The following is a 16,563-nucleotide window of genomic DNA, read 5'->3' on the forward strand; positions in this document are numbered from 1 at the left end:
ACGAGAGGGTGACCGGAGCGAGCCCGACGGTCCCAGACGGCCCCGGCCATGCTCCTACCGCATCGTGACGTCTCTCCCGCCTCCGCGCTCACCAGTGGCCCGAGAGCAGGGGTCAGGCACCTCCGCTCGGATCGGGCAACGGGTGCTGCGCGCGCTGATCGAGTCCCTGACCGAGACCGCCGTCGTGGTGTGCGACCGCGCCGGGGTGATCCGTGCCGTGAACGCCGTGGTCACCTCCTGGGCCCCGCACGCGGTGCCCGGCCGCCCGCTCGCCGCTACCGCGCCCGCGTGGCTGACGACGGCGGACGCCTCCGGGGCGTCCACCGCCCACGGCGGCGTGGGGAGCCGGCAGGTCACGGCACGCCGCGCCGACCTCCCGGGCGGGCACCACGCCTGGTACCTCACCGACGTGACGGACGCCCGCAGCGCCGACCGCGAACTACGGCTGGCCCAGGAACGGACGGCGTTCCTGGCCGAGGCGTCCGCCCGGCTGCTCTCCTCGCTCGACCCGCGCAAGTGCCTGGCCGCCACGGCCGAACTGGCCGCCTCGCGGCTCGCCGACGCCGCGGTGGTCGTCACCCCGCCCGACCGGCGGCTGCGGCTGACCCGGGCCGTCGCGGGCCGCCCCGGCGTGGAGGAGTGCGCACCGTCCGCCGATCCCGCCGAGGTGCCGGGGCTGGCGGAGGCGCTGGCCGGGTTCCCCCCGGTGCCGTCCCGCTGGATCGACCCCGCGCAGACCCCGGACTGGGTGGTCCCCGAGGACTTCGGCACCCCGGTGTCGCTGCTGGTGACCCCGCTGCCGGGCAACGGGGTCCCGGCGGGGGCGCTCATCCTGATGCGGCGCCTCGGCGGGCCGTTCACGGTCGAGGAGGAGACCTTCGCCCGGGTCTTCGCCGCCCGGGCCGGCGCCGCGATCTGCGCCTGCGTCCTCTACACCGAGCAGGCGCGCAGCGCCGCCCTGCTCCAGGAGGACCTGCTGCCGCCGCGGCTGAAGCCCCTCAGGGGCACCGAGGTCGCGGGCTCCTACCGGCCGGCCCGCGAGGCGCTGCGCATCGGCGGGGACTTCTACGACGCCTACCCGGCGCTGGACTCCGACGGCGAGAGCACCGTGGTCCTGGGGGACGTGTGCGGCAAGGGCCTGGAGGCCGCCGTCCTCACCGGCAAGATCCGCAACACCCTCAGTGCCCTGCGCCTGGTCGAGACCGACCACGTGCGGCTGCTGACGCTGCTCAACGACGCGCTCCTCAACACCGCGCACACGCGGTTCGCGACCATGGTGCTGGCGGGTGTCACCCCGCTCGGCCACGGCCAGGTGCGGCTGCGGCTCACCGCGGGCGGCCACCCGGCCCCGCTCATCCTGCGGGCCTCCGGCGAGGTGGAGGAGGCCGACACGACCGGCACGCTGATCGGCGCGGTGCCCGACGTACGGGCGACGACCTTCACCACGGTGCTGCAGCCCGGGGAGAGCTGCCTGCTCTACTCGGACGGCGTCACCGAGGCCCGCGGCGGGGTGACGGGCCGTGAGTTCTTCGGCTCGGAGCGCCTGAAGACGACCATGGCCGGGTGTGTCGGCATGCCCGTGGAGGCCCTGGTCGAGCACGTGGAGATGCGCACCACCGAATGGCTCGCCGACCGCCCCCACGACGACATCGCGCTGGTCGGCATGGCCGCCCCGCGCGGCACCGATGGCGACGCGGACCCCGGCTCCCGCCGCCCCGCGGGGTCCTGAGTCCCGCGCGACCAGCGCCGCCGGCCGGATGCTGCACCCGCCGATGGCCGCGGTGGTCCCGGGCGTTCGTCGACGGTCGGATCCCTCGACGGGCGCGGCATGCCGTGTGCGGCGGCCCTCCCGGGCCCGCCGCGGACGCCGGCGCGGCCCCGGCTGCGCACCGTGACCGGTCATACTGGTGTCATGACCAGCGCGGCGAGGCAGAGAGCGAGATCCGGCGCATGACGCAGTCCCCCGCCCGGCAGACCGCGCCGGCGGCCGAGGAGCCGCGCCTGACGGTGGACGAGCTCGCGGCACGGTCCGGTACGACGGTCCGCACGATCCGCTTCTACAGCGCCAAGGGCCTGCTGCCGCCGCCGGAACTGGGCACCCGGCGCGTCGGTCTGTACGGGCCGGACCACCTCGCCCGTCTGGCGCTGATCGAGGAACTGCAGCGACAGGGGCTGACGCTGGCCGCGATCGGCCGCTACCTGGACCAGCTGCCGGCCGACATCACCCCCGAGGACCTCGCACTGCACCGGGCGCTGGTGGCGACATGGATGCCGGACGCAGCGGAGGAGCTGGCCCGCGACAGGCTGGAGCAGCGGGCGGGGCGGCCGCTGAGCGGCCATGACCTGGACCGGCTCGCGGCCATGGGCGTCCTGCACCCCACCGGGGACCCCGGTGTGCTGCTGGTGAACCCGGCCCTGCTGCACCTGGGCGTGCGCCTGCTGGACGTGCCGATCCCGCTGGAGACGCTGCTCGCCACCCGGGAGATCGTGCTCAAGCACGCCCGCGCGGTCGCCCACGAGCTGCACCGGCTCTTCCAGCAGGAGGTGTGGCAGCCGTACGTGGCCGGACGCCCGGCGCCGGAGGAGCGGGCCCGGATGCGCAGGCTCACCGACGACCTGCAGCCGATGGTCGTCCAGGCCCTGGTCACCGCCTTCCAGCGGTCGCTCGCCGAGGAACTGCGGGCCACGGCCGCCGGGCTCGGCGACCGGGGGCGCGGAGAGGACTGAGACGACGGTGCCGCGGTCCCCCGGGTGCGGGGGCCGCGGCACCGTCGTACGGGTCAGCCGTCGGTGAAGGTCTCGCCCCGCCCGGCCTTGCGCACCAGCAGCTCCGGCGCCGCGAAGCGCTCGCCGTAGGCGGCCCTCAACTCCTCGGCGCGGGCGAGGAAGCCGGCCGGGCCACCGGGGTAGCCGTTGACGTACTGCAGGACGCCACCGGTCCAGGCGGGGAAGCCGATGCCCAGGATGGAGCCGATGTTGGCGTCGGCGACGGAGGTGAGGACGCCCTCCTCCAGGCAGCGGACGGTGTCCAGCGCCTCGGCGAAGAGCATGCGCTCCTTGAGGTCCTCGAAGGGGACGGCCGCCGCCTCCGGTTTGGTGAAGTGCTCGCGCAGTCCGGGCCACAGGCCCGCCCGCCTGCCGTCCGCGTAGTCGTAGAAGCCGGCGCCCCCGCTGCGCCCGGGGCGGCCGAACTCCTCGACCATGCGGTCGATGACGGCGTCGGCCGGGTGCGGCTGCCAGGTGCCGCCGGCCTCCTCCACCGCGCGCCGTGACTCCTCGCGGATCTTGCGGGGCAGCGTGAGCGTCAGCTCGTCCATCAGGGACAGCACCTTGGCCGGGTAGCCCGCCTGGGCGGCGGCCTGCTCCACGGTCGCGGGGTCGACGCCCTCGCCGACCATGGCGACGCCCTCGTTGATGAAGTGCCCGATGACGCGCGAGGTGAAGAAGCCGCGCGAGTCGTTGACGACGATCGGGGTCTTGCGGATCTGCCGGACCAGGTCGAAGGCCCGGGCGACGGCCTCGTCGCCGGAGCGGGCGCCCTTGATGATCTCGACCAGCGGCATCTTGTCGACCGGCGAGAAGAAGTGCAGGCCGATGAAGTCCCCGCGGCGCTGCACGCCCTCGGCGAGCAGCGTGATGGGCAGGGTGGAGGTGTTGGAGCACAGCAGGGCGTCGGGGGCGACCACGCCCTCGATCTCCTGGAAGACCTTGTGCTTCAGGGCCGGGTCCTCGAAGACCGCCTCGATCACGGCGTCGCAGCCCGCCAGGTCCTGCGGGTCTGCGGTGGGGTGGATCCGGGCGAGCAGCTCGTCCCGCTTCTCCTGGGTGGTGCGGCCCCTGGCCAGGGCCTTGTCGAGCAGTCCCGCGGAGTACGCCTTGCCGCGCTCGGCGGCCTCGGCGGTGACGTCCTTCAGGACGACCTCGATGCCCGCCTTGGCGCAGGAGTAGGCGATGCCCGCGCCCATCATGCCGGCGCCGAGCACGGCCACCTTGGTGACCTTCCGGGCCGGGACGTCCTTGGGGCGGCTGGCACCGGAGTTGACGGCCTGCATGTCGAAGAAGAAGGCCTGGATCATGTTCTTCGCGACCTGGCCGGTCACCAGCTCGGTGAAGTAACGGGCCTCGATCGTGAAGGCGGTGTCGATGTCGACCTGGGCGCCCTCGACGGCCGCGGCCAGGATGTTGCGCTGCGCCGGGTAGGGGGCGCCGGCGAGCTGCTTCCTCAGGTTGGCCGGGAAGGCGGGCAGGTTGGCCGCGAACGCGGGGGTGCTGGGGGTGCCGCCGGGGATGCGGTAGCCCTTGGCGTCCCACGGCTGCGCGGACGCGGGGTGGGCGTCGATGAAGGCGTGCGCCTTGGCGAGCATGTCGTCGTGGTCCGTGGCGACCTCGTGCACCAGCCCGTTCTCCAGCGCCCGCCGCGGGTCGTACTGGTTGCCCTGCAGCAGCACCTTCAGCAGCGCGTCGGTGATGCCCAGCAGCCGCACCGTGCGGACCACCCCGCCGCCGCCGGGGAGCAGGCCGAGGGTCGCCTCGGGCAGGCCGATCTTCGATCCGCGGGCGTCGAGCGCGACGCGGTGGTGGCAGGCCAGCGCGATCTCGTAACCGCCGCCGAGGGCCGCGCCGTTGACGGCGGCGACCACGGGCTTGCCGAGGGTCTCGATGCGGCGCAGGTCGCGCTTGATGCCCATGCCGGCCTCGAAGATCTGCGGGGCGTCCTCGGGACCCGCCTTGATCATGTCCTTGAGGTCGCCGCCGGCGAAGAAGGTCTTCTTGGCGGAGGTGACGATGACGCCGCGGACCGAGTCGCGTTCCGCCTCCAGGCGGTCGGCGACGACCCGCAGGGACTCCCTGAAGGCCTGGTTCATGGTGTTGGCGGACTGGTTCGGGTCGTCGAGGACGAGGGTGACGACCCCGGTCCCGTCCTGTTCCCAGCGGATGGTGGTGTTCGTCGGAAGAGCGGTCATGTTCGGTCGGCTCCGTTGCGGGGTGCGGGACAGGAGGTCAGAGACGCTCGACGACGGTGGCGATGCCCATGCCGCCGCCGACGCACAGCGTGGCGAGTCCGTACCGCTGGTCGCGGCGCTCCAGTTCGTCGATCAGGGTGCCCAGGATCATGGCGCCGGTGGCGCCGAGCGGGTGGCCGAGCGCGATGGCGCCGCCGTTGACGTTGACCTTGTCGTGGCTCAGGCCCATCTCGCGCATGAAGCGCAGGACGACGGCGGCGAAGGCCTCGTTGATCTCGACGAGGTCGATGTCGTCGACGGTCAGCCCGGCCTTGGCGAGCGCCTTGCGGCAGGCGGGGGCGGGGCCGGTGAGCATGATGGTGGGGTCGGAGCCGGAGACCGCGGCGGAGACGATGCGGGCGCGCGGGGCCAGGCCGAAGCGCTCGCCCGTCTCGCGGTTGCCGATGGCGACCAGGGCGGCGCCGTCCACGATGCCGGAGGAGTTGCCCGCGTGGTGGACGTGGTCGATCTTCTCGACCCAGTGGTACTTCTGCAGCGCGACGGCGTCGAACCCGCCGGCCTCGCCGATCGTGGCGAAGGAGGGCTTCAGCCCGGCCAGGCTCTCCGCGGTGGTGCCGGGCCGGATGTGCTCGTCGCGGTCGAGGACGACCAGGCCGTTGCGGTCGACGACGGGGACGACGGAGCGGTCGAAACGCCCCTCCTTCCAGGCCTCGACGGCGCGCGCCTGCGACTCGGCGGCGTAGGAGTCGACGTCGTGGCGGCTGAAGCCCTCGATGGTGGCGATGAGGTCGGCGCCGACGCCCTGGGGCACGAAGCCCGTGGTGTAGCTGGTCATGGGGTCCATGGCCCAGGCCCCGCCGTCGGAGCCCATGGGGACGCGGGACATCGACTCGACGCCGCCCGCGAGCACCAGGTCCTCCCAGCCGGAACGCACCTTGGCGGCGGCCATGTTGACGGCCTCCAGTCCGGAGGCGCAGAAGCGGTTCTCCTGAACGCCCGCCACGGTCTCGGGCAGCCCGGCGGCGATGGCGGCGGTCTTGGCGATGTCGGAGCCCTGGTCGCCGATCGGGGTCACGACGCCGAGCACGATGTCGTCGATCGCGGCCGGGTCGAGGCCCGGCAGGCGGCGGCGCAGTTCGTCGATGAGCCCGGTGACCAGGTCGATGGGCTTGGTGCCGTGCAGGGAGCCGTTGGCCTTTCCGCGCCCGCGCGGGGTGCGGATGGCCTCGTAGACGTAGGCGTCGGTGCTCAACGTCGGGTGCCTTTCGATGAGGGTGTCGGTGGGGATGCGGGTGGGGATGCCGGTGGGGGTGACGGGCGGGGATGGGGCCGGATCAGCCGAGCAGCGAACGGCCGATGATCTCCTTCATGATCTCCGTGGTGCCGCCGTAGATGGTCTGGATGCGTCCGTCGGTGAAGGCCTTGGCGATCGGGAACTCGCTCATGTAGCCGTAGCCGCCGTGCAGTTGCAGACAGCGGTCGGTGACCCGCTTCTGCAGTTCCGTCGCCCACCATTTGGCCATCGACGCGTGCACCGCGTCGAGGCGGCCCGCCGCGTGCTCGCCGATGCAGCGGTCGACGAAGGTGCGCGTGACGGCGCATTCGGTGGCCATCTCGGCGATCTCGAACCGTATGTGCTGGAGCCGGGCGAGCGGCCGGCCGAAGGCCTCGCGCTCCTTGACGTAGGTGGTGGTGAGGTCCAGCAGGTGCTCGGCGGCGGCCGCCGCGGCGACGGCGATCGTGAGCCGCTCCTGGGCGAGGTTGGCCATCAGGTGGAAGAAGGCCTGGTTCTCGGTGCCGAGCAGGTTCTCCTTGGGCACCCGTACGTCGTGGAAGAAGAGCTCGGCGGTGTCCTGGGCCTTCTGGCCGATCTTGTCCAGGTTGCGGCCGCGTTCGAAGCCGGGCATGCCGCGCTCCACGACGAGGAGGCTCAGCCCGCGCGCACCGCCTTCGGGGGTGGTGCGCGCGACGACCACGACGAGGTCGGCGAGGATCCCGTTGGAGATGAAGGTCTTGGAGCCGTTGAGGACGTAGGCGTCGCCCGCGTCGGTGGCGGTGGTGCGGATGCCCTGCAGGTCGGAGCCCGCACCGGGCTCGGTCATGGCGATGGCCGTGATGGTCTCGCCGCTGCAGAAGCCGGGCAGCCAGCGCCGTTTCTGCTCCTCGGTGGCCAGTCCGGTCAGGTACGGGCCGATGACGTCGTTGTGCAGGCCGAGGGCGAGCCCGTGTGCCCCGGCGCGGGCGAACTCCTCCGCCAGCACGACCGCGTAGCGGAAGTCGTCGCTGCCCCCGCCGCCGTACTCCTCGGGGACGGCCGGGCCGAGCAGGCCCTGGCGGCCGGCGGCGAGCCAGGCCTCGCGGTCGACGATGCCGGCCTTCTCCCAGCGCTCGTGGTGCGGCAGCACCTCCTTGGCGAGGAAGGTCCGCACGGTCTCCCGGAACGCCTCGTGCTCGGCCGTGAAGAGGTCGCGCTGCATGCTTGTGCCTGCCTTCCGCCGGTGGCCCGGCTACGGGAGCCGGTCCCCGGCCTGCTCGACGAGGGTGGTGCTGGGCGGCGCGGCCCCTGGGGCGGGCGCCGGCAGGTCCCAGTCGCGGGCGACCTCGGCCGTGTGCGCGCCGGGCATCGCGGGCGGCCGGCGCAGCACGCCGGGGGTGGCGGAGAAGCGCGGGGCGGGAGCGGGCTGGGTGGTGCCGCCGGCGTCGGCGAAGGTGCCGCGGGCGGCCAGGTGGGGGTGGGCCGCGGCCTCCGCCAGCGACAGCACCGGCGCCGTGCAGGCGTCGCTGTCCTCGAAGACCTCCGTCCACTCCTGGCGGGTACGGGACTTGAAGCGGGCCGCGATCACGGCGCGCAGCTCGTCCCAGCGTCCGAGGTCGCCCCGGTCCGGCGCGTCCTGGGGGAGGTCGAGCAGCCGGGCGAACTCCGCGTAGAAGGCGGGTTCCAGGGCGCCGACGGCCATCCAGCCGCCGTCGGCGGTCTCGTAGACGGCGTAGTAGGGGCAGCCGCCGTCCAGCAGGTTGGCGCCGCGCCGGTCCTGCCAGCCGCCGGCGGCGACCATGCCGCGGATCATCGCGCCGAGGTGGGCGACGCCGTCGACGATGGCCGCGTCGACGACCTGTCCGGTGCCGGTGGCGCGGGCGTGGTGCAGGGCCGCGAGGACGCCGGTGACGAGGTAGAGGGAGCCGCCCGCGTAGTCGCCGAGCAGGTTGGCCGGGATGGCGGGCGGTCCGTCGCCGGAGCCGATCATCCCGAGGGCCCCGGCGACGGCGATGTAGCCGATGTCGTGCCCGGCGCGCGGGGCGAGCGGCCCGTCCTGGCCCCAGCCGGTCATCCGGCCGTAGACGAGGCGGGGGTTGCGGGCGTGGCAGTCGGCGGGACCGACGCCGAGGCGTTCGGCGACGCCGGGGCGGTTGCCCTCCAGCAGGATGTCGGCGCGGGCGGCGAGGTCCAGGACCAGCCGGGCGCCCTCCTCGCTCTTGAGGTCGGCGACCACGGAGCGTTTGTTGCGGTTGGTGACGTCGTGCGCCGGGTCGATGCCGAGCCGTGAGCCACCGGGCCGGTCGACGCGGACGACGTCGGCGCCGAGGTCGCCGAGCAGCATGGCGGCGAACGGGGCCGGCCCGATGCCGGCCAGCTCCACCACGCGCACACCGGCGAGCGGCCCGCCGGCGGAGGCCGCTTCCCCGGGTCGCGTTCCCGCCTCGGTCATCGGGGGCCTCCGGCTTCGCAACGAGCATGACAGTATTGCTGTAACACTGGCGATGCTATGGATGCGCGATGCCGTTGACAAGGGCGGCAGCCCCGGCGGGCCGCGGTTCGTGTGAGGATCACCGCCATGGAGGAGGCACAGTGGCACAGGTGACGGACGTGGCGCCGCCGGACGACGCCGTACGGGTGAGGGAGCTCTGGCAGGGCCTGGGCCTGCCGGGGATCGTGGACGTGCACACGCACTTCATGCCGGACCGCGTGCTGGCCAAGGTCTGGGCGTACTTCGACTCCGCCGGCCCGCTCACGGGCCGGCCGTGGCCCATCGCGTACCGCACCGACGAGGACGCGCGGGTGGCCACGCTCCGGGCGTTCGGGGTGCGCGCCTTCACCTCGATGCTCTACCCGCACAAGCCTGCGATGGCCGCCTGGCTGAACTCCTGGGCCGCCGGCTTCGCCGCCCGGACGCCCGACTGCCTGCACACGGCGACCTTCTTCCCGGAGCCGCAGGCGCCGGGCTACGTCCGGCAGGCGCTGGAGGCGGGCGCCCGGGTCTTCAAGTGCCACGTCCAGGTCGGGGCCTTCGACCCCAACGACCCGCTGCTCGACCCCGTCTGGGGGCTGCTCGCGGACAGCGGCGTCCCCGTCGTCACCCACTGCGGGTCGGGCCCCGTCCCCGGCCGCCACACCGGTCCCGGCCCGATCGCGCGGCTGCTGGCCCGGCACCCCCGGCTGCGGCTGGTCGTCGCCCACATGGGGATGCCCGAGTACGGGGCGTTCCTGGACCTCGCCGGGCGGTACGAGGGCGTGCACCTGGACACGACGATGGCCTTCACGGACTTCAGCGAGGCCGCGGCGCCCTTCCCGCCCCCGGAGCGCAAGCGGCTGGCCGACCTCGGGGAGCGCGTCCTGTTCGGCAGCGACTTCCCCAACATCCCGTACGCGTACCCGCACGCCCTGGAGGCGCTGACGCGGCTGGAGCTGGGCGACGCGTGGACGCGGGGCGTCCTGCACGGCAACGCCGTCCGGCTGTTCGGGCTCGCCGGGTGACGCCGCCCCTGCGGCCCGGCGGCCCCGAAGCGCTCACCACGGCGCGGCTGGTCCTCGAACCGCTGCGGGTCGAGCACGCCGAGGAGATGGCCGCCGTGCTCGGCGACCCCCGGCTCCACGAGTTCACCGGTGGCGCTCCGTACGACGCACCGGGCCTGCGCGCCCGCTACGCCCGCCTGGTCGCCGGCTCCGGGGACCCGAGCGTGTCCTGGTGGAACTGGGTGGTCCGGCTCCGCGCGGACGACCGCCTCGCGGGCACCGTGCAGGCGACGGTGGCGTGGGACACGCCGGACGGCACGGTCGCGGAGGTCGCGTGGGTGGTCGGCACCCCCTGGCAGGGCCGGGGCATCGCCACCGAGGCGGCCGTCGCCCTCGTCACCTGGCTCGCCGTGCTCCCCGTGGACCGCGTCGTCGCCCACGTCCACCCCGGGCACCGGGCGTCCGGGGCGGTCGCCGCGGCGGCGGGCCTGGCCGCCACGTCCCTCGTCGTGGACGGCGAGACCCGCTGGCAGCGCGACGTCACCCCGCGATCCGACGCGACACGGGGCTGACCCACTCGGCGGGTGCTGCCGGGCCGCCGGGCCCGTGCGGCGGCCCGTGCGGCGCTCCGACGGAAGGGGGCGCGGCGCCGGGACGGCTGAGGCAGCAGGGTGGCGGTCACGGCCGTACCGCATGCAGGGCGCCCCAGGCGCCTCGGGCAGGCTCATCGGGAACGGGCGAAGGGGCTCCCCGCTCACCGCAGTCCGGAACGACGACACCGGCGGGCGGCCACGGACGCCATTGCAGCCGTCGGCCGCCGGCGTGATGAAGGATGTCCCCGCCCGGAACATCCCGCTACGTCCCGCCGCACGCCACCGGAGGTACCCCGCATGGCGCCACGTCCGCACTGGCTCTTCGGCGACCAGCTGGGGCCGCACTTCCTCGACCCCGGCGTCCCCGTGGTGATGATCGAGGCGCGCTCGGCGTTCGCCCGGCGCCGCTCGCACCGGGCCAAGGCCCATCTCCTGCTGTCCGCGATGCGGCACCGGGCGGCGGAACTCGGCGACCGCGTGCGCTACGTGCGGGCAGGGACCTACCGCGAGGGGCTGCGCGAGGCGGTCGGCGACGCAGGCGTGACCGTGTGCCGGCCGAGCTCCCGGGCCGCGCTGAGGCTGGTGGAATCGCTGGACCGGGTCGAGGTGCTGCCGGACCGCGCGTTCCTGGTGCCGCGTGAGGACTTCGCCGGGTGGCTGGAGGGCCGCTCCGGCGGACGCCTGCTGCTGGAGGACTTCTACCGCTGGGTGCGCCGCTCCCACGACCTGCTGATGGACGGCGGCGAACCGGCCGGCGGGCGCTGGAACCTGGACCACGACAACCGGGAGCCGCCGCCGCGCGACCGGGACGACCTCGGGGTGCCGCCGCCCTGGCGGCCGCACGAGGACGAGATCGACGAGGAGGTCCGGCGCGACCTGGACCGCTGGGAGCGCGAGGGCCGGGTCCGCTTCGTGGGACGCGACGGCCCCCGCATGTTCCCCGCGACCCGGCGCGAGGCCCTGTCGGCGCTCCGCGCCTTCGTCGCGCACCGGCTGCCGGAGTTCGGGCGGTACGAGGACGCCATGCTCGCCGGGGACCCGGTGATGAGCCACAGCCTGCTCTCCGCCCCCCTGAACCTGGGGCTGTTGCACCCCGCCGAGTGCGTCGAGCGGGCGGAGCGCGCCCTGCGGTCCGGTGAGGCGCCGCTGAACAGCGTGGAGGGCTTCGTCCGGCAGGTCGCCGGATGGCGCGAGTACGTACAGCAGTTGTACTGGCACTTCGGCGCCGGCTACCGGCGCCGCAACGAACTGCGCCACCACACGCGGCTGCCGCGCTGGTTCCTGGAACTGGACGCGGAAGCGGTGCGGGCGCGCTGCCTGTCGACGGTGCTGGCCCAGGTCCGCGACACGGGGTGGACCCACCACATCCCCCGGCTGATGGTGCTGGGCAGTCACGCCCTCCAACACGGCTGGGACCCGGCGGAGTTGACGGACTGGTTCCACCGCTGCTTCGTCGACGGCCACGACTGGGTGATGGCGCCGAACGTGGTCGGGATGTCCCAGTACGCGGACGGCGGGCTGATGACGACCAAGCCGTACACCTCGGCGGGCGCCTACATCCACCGCATGAGCGACCTGTGCGACGGCTGCGCCTACCGGCCCGCCGAACGGACGGGCGAGCGCGCCTGCCCGTACACGACCGGCTACTGGTCCTTCGTGCACCGGCACCGGGACCTGCTCGCCGCCAACCACCGTACGGCGAGGGCGGTTCGGGGGCTGGAGCGGCTGGGGAACCTGCCCGAGGTACTGGCCCTGGAGGAGGAGCGCGGACGACGAACTCCGTGACGGTGCGCAACCTCCGCCGTGCAGGGGGTACGCGAACACCGGTGCCCCTTGGCGATACCTACGAAAGAGAGTCACTTCGTCACTCTGCGTAGCGAACTCAATGCACTTCAGGCACGTATAGTTACCTGCGTCACACCAGTAACAGGGAACGGTTCGGGGGCCCACGTGAGTCTCATACGTAGGGCCGCAGTTGGGCACTGGAGCTGGTTGCTGCCCGACGCGCAGGAGTAGTGAGGAGAAGCCATGCGACCGTTCGCGCTGATTCATGCCCGGCCGGCCACACCCGAAACATTCGTAGCGCCGTACACCTACGATTCCGCCCTGCAGCTGAACGTGCTCCCCGACGGACGCCCCGTCATCACCGACCGCGCGCTGCTGCTCGCCACGGCCGCCACCGTCTCCACCGCAGGCTCCAAGACGCACTTCGACGACTGAGCACCCCGAACCCGATGACCGTCCTGATCCTCACCTCCCCCGAGGACGTGACAGCCGACCTGGTGGTGGCCGCGCTGCACGACCGCGGGACGCCGGTGGTCCGCCTGGACCCTGCGGACCTGCCCGGCGAGGTGTCCATGTCCGCCGAGTACGTACGCGGTGACGTACGCGGGTACCTGTCGGTCCAGGAGCGCATGGTGAGCATGGACAGCGTGCGCTCGATCTGGATCCGAAGACCCGGCACACCCGGCGCGGGCGCGGCGGAGCAGTCCGCGTGGCTGACCGCCGAGGCCGGCGGAGCACTGTACGGGGCGCTGCGCTGCGTGCGGGCCCGGTGGATGAACCACCCGGGCGCCGCGGCGCAGGCCCGTTACAAGCCGTGGCAGTTGTTCACCGCGCACCACTGCGGGTTCGCGGTCCCCGCCACGCTCATCACCACCTTCCCGCAGGCGGCAAGGGAGTTCGCCGAGCAGCATCCGCAGCTGGTGGTCAAGTCGGTCTCCGGCACGCATCCGGGCGATCCGCCGATGGCGCTGCCGACCACGCTGGTCGCCCCGGACGCCGACTTCTCCGCGGTGGCCGCCGGCCCGACGCTGCTGCAGCAGTACATACCCAAGGCCGCCGACATCCGGCTGACCTGCGTGGGGACGGGGCTGTTCGCGGCCCGCAAGAAGTCCGGCCCCGACCAGGTCGACGGCCGGTTCGGCAGCCCCGAGGACGCCGACTGGGAGCCCGTCGAGCCGCCGGCGCGCATCGTGCGCTCGGTGCGGGAGTACATGGCCGCGGCCGGACTCGCCTACGGCGCCTTCGACTTCGCCGAGGACACCGACGGGACCTGGTGGTTCCTGGAGTGCAACCAGGGCGGGCAGTTCGGCTTCGTCGAGCTGGCGACGGGGCAGCCCATCACCGCGGCCATCGCCAACTGGCTGGCCGGCTGTCAGGACTCCCGTACGCCCCACGGGACGCCGTAGGAGGTCAGCAGGTCGAGGAACGGACGCGGCGCGAAGGCCTCCGGGCCGAGGACCCCGCTGCCCGCCCAGGAGCCCGCGGCCATCAGTTCCAGGGCCACGACGGGGTTGACGGCCGTCTGCCAGACGACGGCCTGCGAGCCGTACTCGCGCATCGACCACTGGTTGTCGACGACGTGGTACAGGTACACCTCGCGCGCCCGGCCGTCCTTCGTCCCCTTGACCCACGTCCCGGCGCAGGTCTTGCCGTGCATGCGCTCGCCCAGCGTCGCCGGGTCCGGCAGGCAGGCGGCCACCACGTCCCGCGGGCTGACCCGGGCCGCTCCCAGGTCGCTGCCCACCGCGACGGGTTCGGTGCGGTCCAGGCCCAGCTGATGGAGGGTCCTGAGGGTGCCGATGAACTCCTCCCCCAGGCCGTACTTGAAGGTGACGCGCCCCGCGTCGACCCAGCGCGGCATCAGCAGCACCTCCTCGTGCTCGACGTTCACGCAGCTGACGGGGCCGATGCCCTCGGGGAAGTCGAAGACCTCGGGCTCGCTGAAGGGCGGGGTCGTGAACCAGCCGCGTCCGGCCTCGTAGACCACCGGCGGGTTGAGGCACTCCTCGATGGTGGTCCAGATGCTGAACGACGGAGCGAAGTCGTAGCCGTCGACGGTGAGGTTCGCGCCGTCGCGCACCCCGATCTCCTCGATCGCGTCGAACAGCTCGTCGGCGGCGTAGCGGGCGAAGACGTCCGACAGGCCCGGCTCCACGCCCATCCCGACCAGGGCCAGCCGTCCGGCCCCCTCCCACTCGGCGGCCCGCTCGAACTGCTCGTCGCCGAGCTTGACCCCGCATTCCTGATGGGGGCGCTCGGGGTGGGGGCGGGACAGCGACATCGCCATGTCGAGGTAGTCGGCACCGGCGGCGAGGGCGGCACCGAACAGGGGCATCACGAAGCGCGGGTCGGTGGCGTTGAGCAGGACGTCGCAGCGCCGCTCGGCGAGCAGCGCGGTGACCGCGGCCTCGTCGGAGGCGTCGACGCGGGCGGCGGAGAACCGGCCCGTCCCGTCGTCCGCGGCCGCGACGGCGGCCTCGGCGCGGGCGAGGTCCCGGTCGGCGACGACCATGGCCTCGAAGAACGAGCGGCGGGCGGCGATCCGGGTGATGGCGGTGCCCACCCCGCCGGCTCCCACGAGCAGTACACGCATGGCTGACAAGTCTCCGTTTCCGAGGCGGAGGCGCCTCTGCCCAGGGATGAAACGCCGCCGCGCGACGTATGGTCAATGGCGTTGGCATAAGGCCGCAGGCGGGAAGGAGGGGCCGCGTGCCCAAGAAGGTCGTCCAGGAGGCGGCACGGCGGCGCCGCCGCCCCACCAGGAGCGGGGCCGTGCTCTCGCACCGGCTGATCGTCGACACCGCGCTGCGGATGCTGCGCGAGCACGGCTCCGCCGGGCTGACCGTGCGCCGGCTGGGCACCGCGCTCGGCGCCGACCCGAGCACGCTGTACCGCTACTTCCGCGGCATGGACGACCTCACCCTGGCCATCGCGGACGACCTGATGGGCCGGGCCGTGGAGGGCTGGCGGTCCACCGGCACCTGGCGCGCCGACCTGCGCGACCTGGGGCTGCGCATCCACACCGCGTACCTCGCCCATCCGCAGGCGGCGGTGCTCACCGCCAGCCGGGTCTCCGGCCGCGCCCACGAGACCGCTGCCGACGAGACCGTCCTGGGCATCCTGCGCACCGCCGGTTTCCCCGACCCCGCCGCGGTCGCGATCTACCAGGCCTTCATCGACCAGGCCCTGGCCTTCGCCGCGCTGGACGCGGCGACCCTGGCCCTCCCCGAGGCCGCCCGGTCCGCCGACCGGGACGTGTGGCGGGAGACGTACGCGCGCCTCCCGGCGCGGACCCACCCGCACATCGCGGCCACCGCCGGCCTACTGGTCGACCGCATGAACCGCAGCGCCTACCCCACCGCCCTCGACATGCTCCTGGACAGCGCCGCGGCCCGGCTGACGGCGTCACGGGAAGCCTGAGGGCTCACCTGCCGTTCACCTCTCTGCGCATACTTGAAGGCCGGACCCGCCCGTGACCTGCGCGGGTCCGGGTTCGCCGGGGCGCCCGTCGAGCCCTCCGCCGGCGTCGCACTGCCCGCCCGGCATGACCGCACAACCGTGAGAGGAGCGTGAGCTCCGGCGCTCGCCGCCGGTTCGCACGCGGCCGTATGGAGTACGACGTATGAAGCACCGCCGGACGGACCGAGCCCCCGCGACGACGCCCCGGTGGCGGTTGTTGGTGCCGTGCCTCGCGGTCCTCGGGGTCTGCGCCGGCGCGCTGTGCGCGGTGCCCGCCCTACAGAACGCTCACGAGCGGGCGGTCCCCGCGGCCGGCCGGCACGGGCCGGCCGCCTCCGCCCTGCGGCCCTCGGCGCCCCCACGGACGCCGACGGCGACGCCGACCCTGATCCGGGTGCCGGAGCACGGCGACGGCAGGTTCACCAAGGCCCCCGGCAGCCGGCAGACCATCGGGCACGGCACCCCGCTGCTGTACGGCGTGGAGGTCGAGGACGGCACCGGGTTCTCCGCCGCCTCGGTCGCCGCGCAGGTCGACCGCATACTCGCCGACAAGCGCGGCTGGACGACGGCCGGCGCCGCCTTCCGGCGGGTCTCCGCGCCGCCGTACGACTTCCTCGTGCGGCTGGCCACCCCGGACACCACGGACGCCCTGTGCGCGAAGTACGGCCTGGACACCGGCGGCGAGGTCAACTGCAGCGGCGGCAAGGACGTCGTGGTCAACCTCAAGCGCTGGGTGCTGCTGAGCCCGTACTACAAGGGCCGTCCGGCCGAGTACCGCGCCCTGATCGTCAACCACGAGGTCGGCCACCGTCTCGGCCGCGGCCACCGCGGCTGCCCTGGTCCCGGGCGGCCCGCCCCGGCGATGATGCAGCAGATCAAGGGCCTGCACGGCTGCGTCGCCAACGCCTGGCCGTACGACCGGCACGGCGAGATGATCACCGGCCCCGCCGTCCCGTGACGGGCGACCGCGCCGCGCCCGGGCCGGGCCCCGCGGCCCGGCCGCCAGATGACCGCGACGCCGCACGCCGGC

At 73.8% G+C, this 16,563-nt stretch carries 14 protein-coding genes; 9 read left to right on the top strand and 5 right to left on the bottom strand.

Features of this window, described 5'->3' with window-relative positions; all coding sequences use genetic code 11:
- Window positions 1-142 precede the first annotated feature (142 nt).
- Together PV410_RS20500 and PV410_RS20505 are read left to right on the top strand one after the other, a co-directional pair.
- Window positions 143-1,729, top strand: coding sequence for a PP2C family protein-serine/threonine phosphatase (locus PV410_RS20500; RefSeq protein WP_500326474.1), 1,587 nt, complete (start codon window positions 143-145; stop codon window positions 1,727-1,729).
- Window positions 1,730-1,950: 221 nt separating this feature from the next.
- Window positions 1,951-2,727 carry a MerR family transcriptional regulator gene (locus PV410_RS20505; RefSeq protein WP_499515605.1) on the top strand — a complete coding sequence of 259 codons (777 nt, stop codon included), beginning with the start codon at window positions 1,951-1,953 and terminating at the stop codon, window positions 2,725-2,727.
- Between the two features lie 53 nt (window positions 2,728-2,780).
- Here the strand turns inward: PV410_RS20505 and PV410_RS20510 are convergent, their stop codons facing one another.
- From PV410_RS20510 to PV410_RS20525, 4 genes are all read right to left on the bottom strand, one after another.
- Entirely contained in the window at window positions 2,781-4,964 is a 2,184-nt protein-coding gene (locus PV410_RS20510; RefSeq protein ID WP_500326477.1) for a 3-hydroxyacyl-CoA dehydrogenase NAD-binding domain-containing protein, read from the bottom strand.
- Window positions 4,965-5,001: 37 nt separating this feature from the next.
- Entirely contained in the window at window positions 5,002-6,216 is a 1,215-nt protein-coding gene (locus tag PV410_RS20515) for an acetyl-CoA C-acetyltransferase (protein ID WP_500326479.1), read from the bottom strand.
- Between the two features lie 82 nt (window positions 6,217-6,298).
- Window positions 6,299-7,441 carry an acyl-CoA dehydrogenase family protein gene (locus PV410_RS20520; RefSeq protein ID WP_500326480.1) on the bottom strand — a complete coding sequence of 381 codons (1,143 nt, stop codon included), beginning with the start codon at window positions 7,439-7,441 and terminating at the stop codon, window positions 6,299-6,301.
- 30 nt (window positions 7,442-7,471) lie between these two features.
- On the bottom strand, window positions 7,472-8,671 hold the full coding sequence (locus PV410_RS20525; protein WP_500326482.1) for a CaiB/BaiF CoA transferase family protein: 1,200 nt from the start codon (window positions 8,669-8,671) through the stop codon (window positions 7,472-7,474).
- 140 nt (window positions 8,672-8,811) lie between these two features.
- On the opposite strand from PV410_RS20525, the gene PV410_RS20530 reads away from it, so the two are divergent.
- The 5 genes from PV410_RS20530 to tgmB all read left to right on the top strand — a co-directional run bounded on the left by PV410_RS20530 (window position 8,812) and on the right by tgmB (window position 13,480).
- On the top strand, window positions 8,812-9,717 hold the full coding sequence (locus PV410_RS20530) for an amidohydrolase family protein (protein ID WP_500326484.1): 906 nt from the start codon (window positions 8,812-8,814) through the stop codon (window positions 9,715-9,717).
- A complete protein-coding gene (locus PV410_RS20535; RefSeq protein WP_500326485.1) occupies window positions 9,714-10,268 on the top strand; it encodes a GNAT family N-acetyltransferase in 555 nt (184 codons plus the stop codon). The genes PV410_RS20530 and PV410_RS20535 overlap by 4 nt, the downstream gene beginning before the upstream one ends.
- A 318-nt stretch (window positions 10,269-10,586) precedes the next feature.
- The gene (locus PV410_RS20540; protein ID WP_500326487.1) at window positions 10,587-12,074 is read left to right on the top strand and encodes a cryptochrome/photolyase family protein; all 1,488 of its coding nucleotides are present in this window, start codon (window positions 10,587-10,589) and stop codon (window positions 12,072-12,074) included.
- A 243-nt stretch (window positions 12,075-12,317) separates the two neighbouring features.
- Window positions 12,318-12,509, top strand: coding sequence for a putative ATP-grasp-modified RiPP (gene tgmA / locus PV410_RS20545; protein ID WP_018562451.1), 192 nt, complete (start codon window positions 12,318-12,320; stop codon window positions 12,507-12,509).
- Window positions 12,510-12,523: 14 nt separating this feature from the next.
- Window positions 12,524-13,480 carry an ATP-grasp ribosomal peptide maturase gene (gene tgmB / locus PV410_RS20550; RefSeq protein WP_500326489.1) on the top strand — a complete coding sequence of 319 codons (957 nt, stop codon included), beginning with the start codon at window positions 12,524-12,526 and terminating at the stop codon, window positions 13,478-13,480.
- Here the strand turns inward: tgmB and PV410_RS20555 are convergent.
- A complete protein-coding gene (locus tag PV410_RS20555; RefSeq protein ID WP_500326490.1) occupies window positions 13,447-14,667 on the bottom strand; it encodes a saccharopine dehydrogenase family protein in 1,221 nt (406 codons plus the stop codon). The two genes, tgmB and PV410_RS20555, sit on opposite strands and share 34 nt — an antisense overlap.
- A gap of 116 nt (window positions 14,668-14,783) precedes the next feature.
- Here PV410_RS20555 and PV410_RS20560 point away from each other — a divergent pair, with 116 nt between their 5' ends.
- A complete protein-coding gene (locus tag PV410_RS20560) occupies window positions 14,784-15,494 on the top strand; it encodes a TetR/AcrR family transcriptional regulator (RefSeq protein ID WP_500326492.1) in 711 nt (236 codons plus the stop codon).
- 202 nt (window positions 15,495-15,696) lie between these two features.
- Complete coding sequence (locus tag PV410_RS20565; RefSeq protein ID WP_500326494.1) at window positions 15,697-16,491, top strand: DUF3152 domain-containing protein; 795 nt, start codon at window positions 15,697-15,699, stop codon at window positions 16,489-16,491.
- Window positions 16,492-16,563 lie beyond the last annotated feature (72 nt).

This window comes from Streptomyces sp. PA03-5A (genome assembly GCF_033792725.1).
In the GTDB taxonomy this organism is placed as follows: domain Bacteria; phylum Actinomycetota; class Actinomycetes; order Streptomycetales; family Streptomycetaceae; genus Actinacidiphila.

Excerpts from the sequence above, each read along its gene's own strand:
- PV410_RS20505 (WP_499515605.1), top strand. The coding sequence starts at position 1,951 with ATGACGCAGTCCCCCGCCCGGCAGACCGCGCCGGCGGCCGAGGAGCCG.
- PV410_RS20540 (WP_500326487.1), top strand. The coding sequence starts at position 10,587 with ATGGCGCCACGTCCGCACTGGCTCTTCGGCGACCAGCTGGGGCCGCAC.
- PV410_RS20520 (WP_500326480.1), bottom strand. The coding sequence starts at position 7,441 with ATGCAGCGCGACCTCTTCACGGCCGAGCACGAGGCGTTCCGGGAGACC.
- tgmA (WP_018562451.1), top strand. The coding sequence starts at position 12,318 with ATGCGACCGTTCGCGCTGATTCATGCCCGGCCGGCCACACCCGAAACA.
- PV410_RS20555 (WP_500326490.1), bottom strand. The coding sequence starts at position 14,667 with ATGCGTGTACTGCTCGTGGGAGCCGGCGGGGTGGGCACCGCCATCACC.
- tgmB (WP_500326489.1), top strand. The coding sequence starts at position 12,524 with ATGACCGTCCTGATCCTCACCTCCCCCGAGGACGTGACAGCCGACCTG.
- PV410_RS20510 (WP_500326477.1), bottom strand. The coding sequence starts at position 4,964 with ATGACCGCTCTTCCGACGAACACCACCATCCGCTGGGAACAGGACGGG.
- PV410_RS20565 (WP_500326494.1), top strand. The coding sequence starts at position 15,697 with ATGAAGCACCGCCGGACGGACCGAGCCCCCGCGACGACGCCCCGGTGG.
- PV410_RS20525 (WP_500326482.1), bottom strand. The coding sequence starts at position 8,671 with ATGACCGAGGCGGGAACGCGACCCGGGGAAGCGGCCTCCGCCGGCGGG.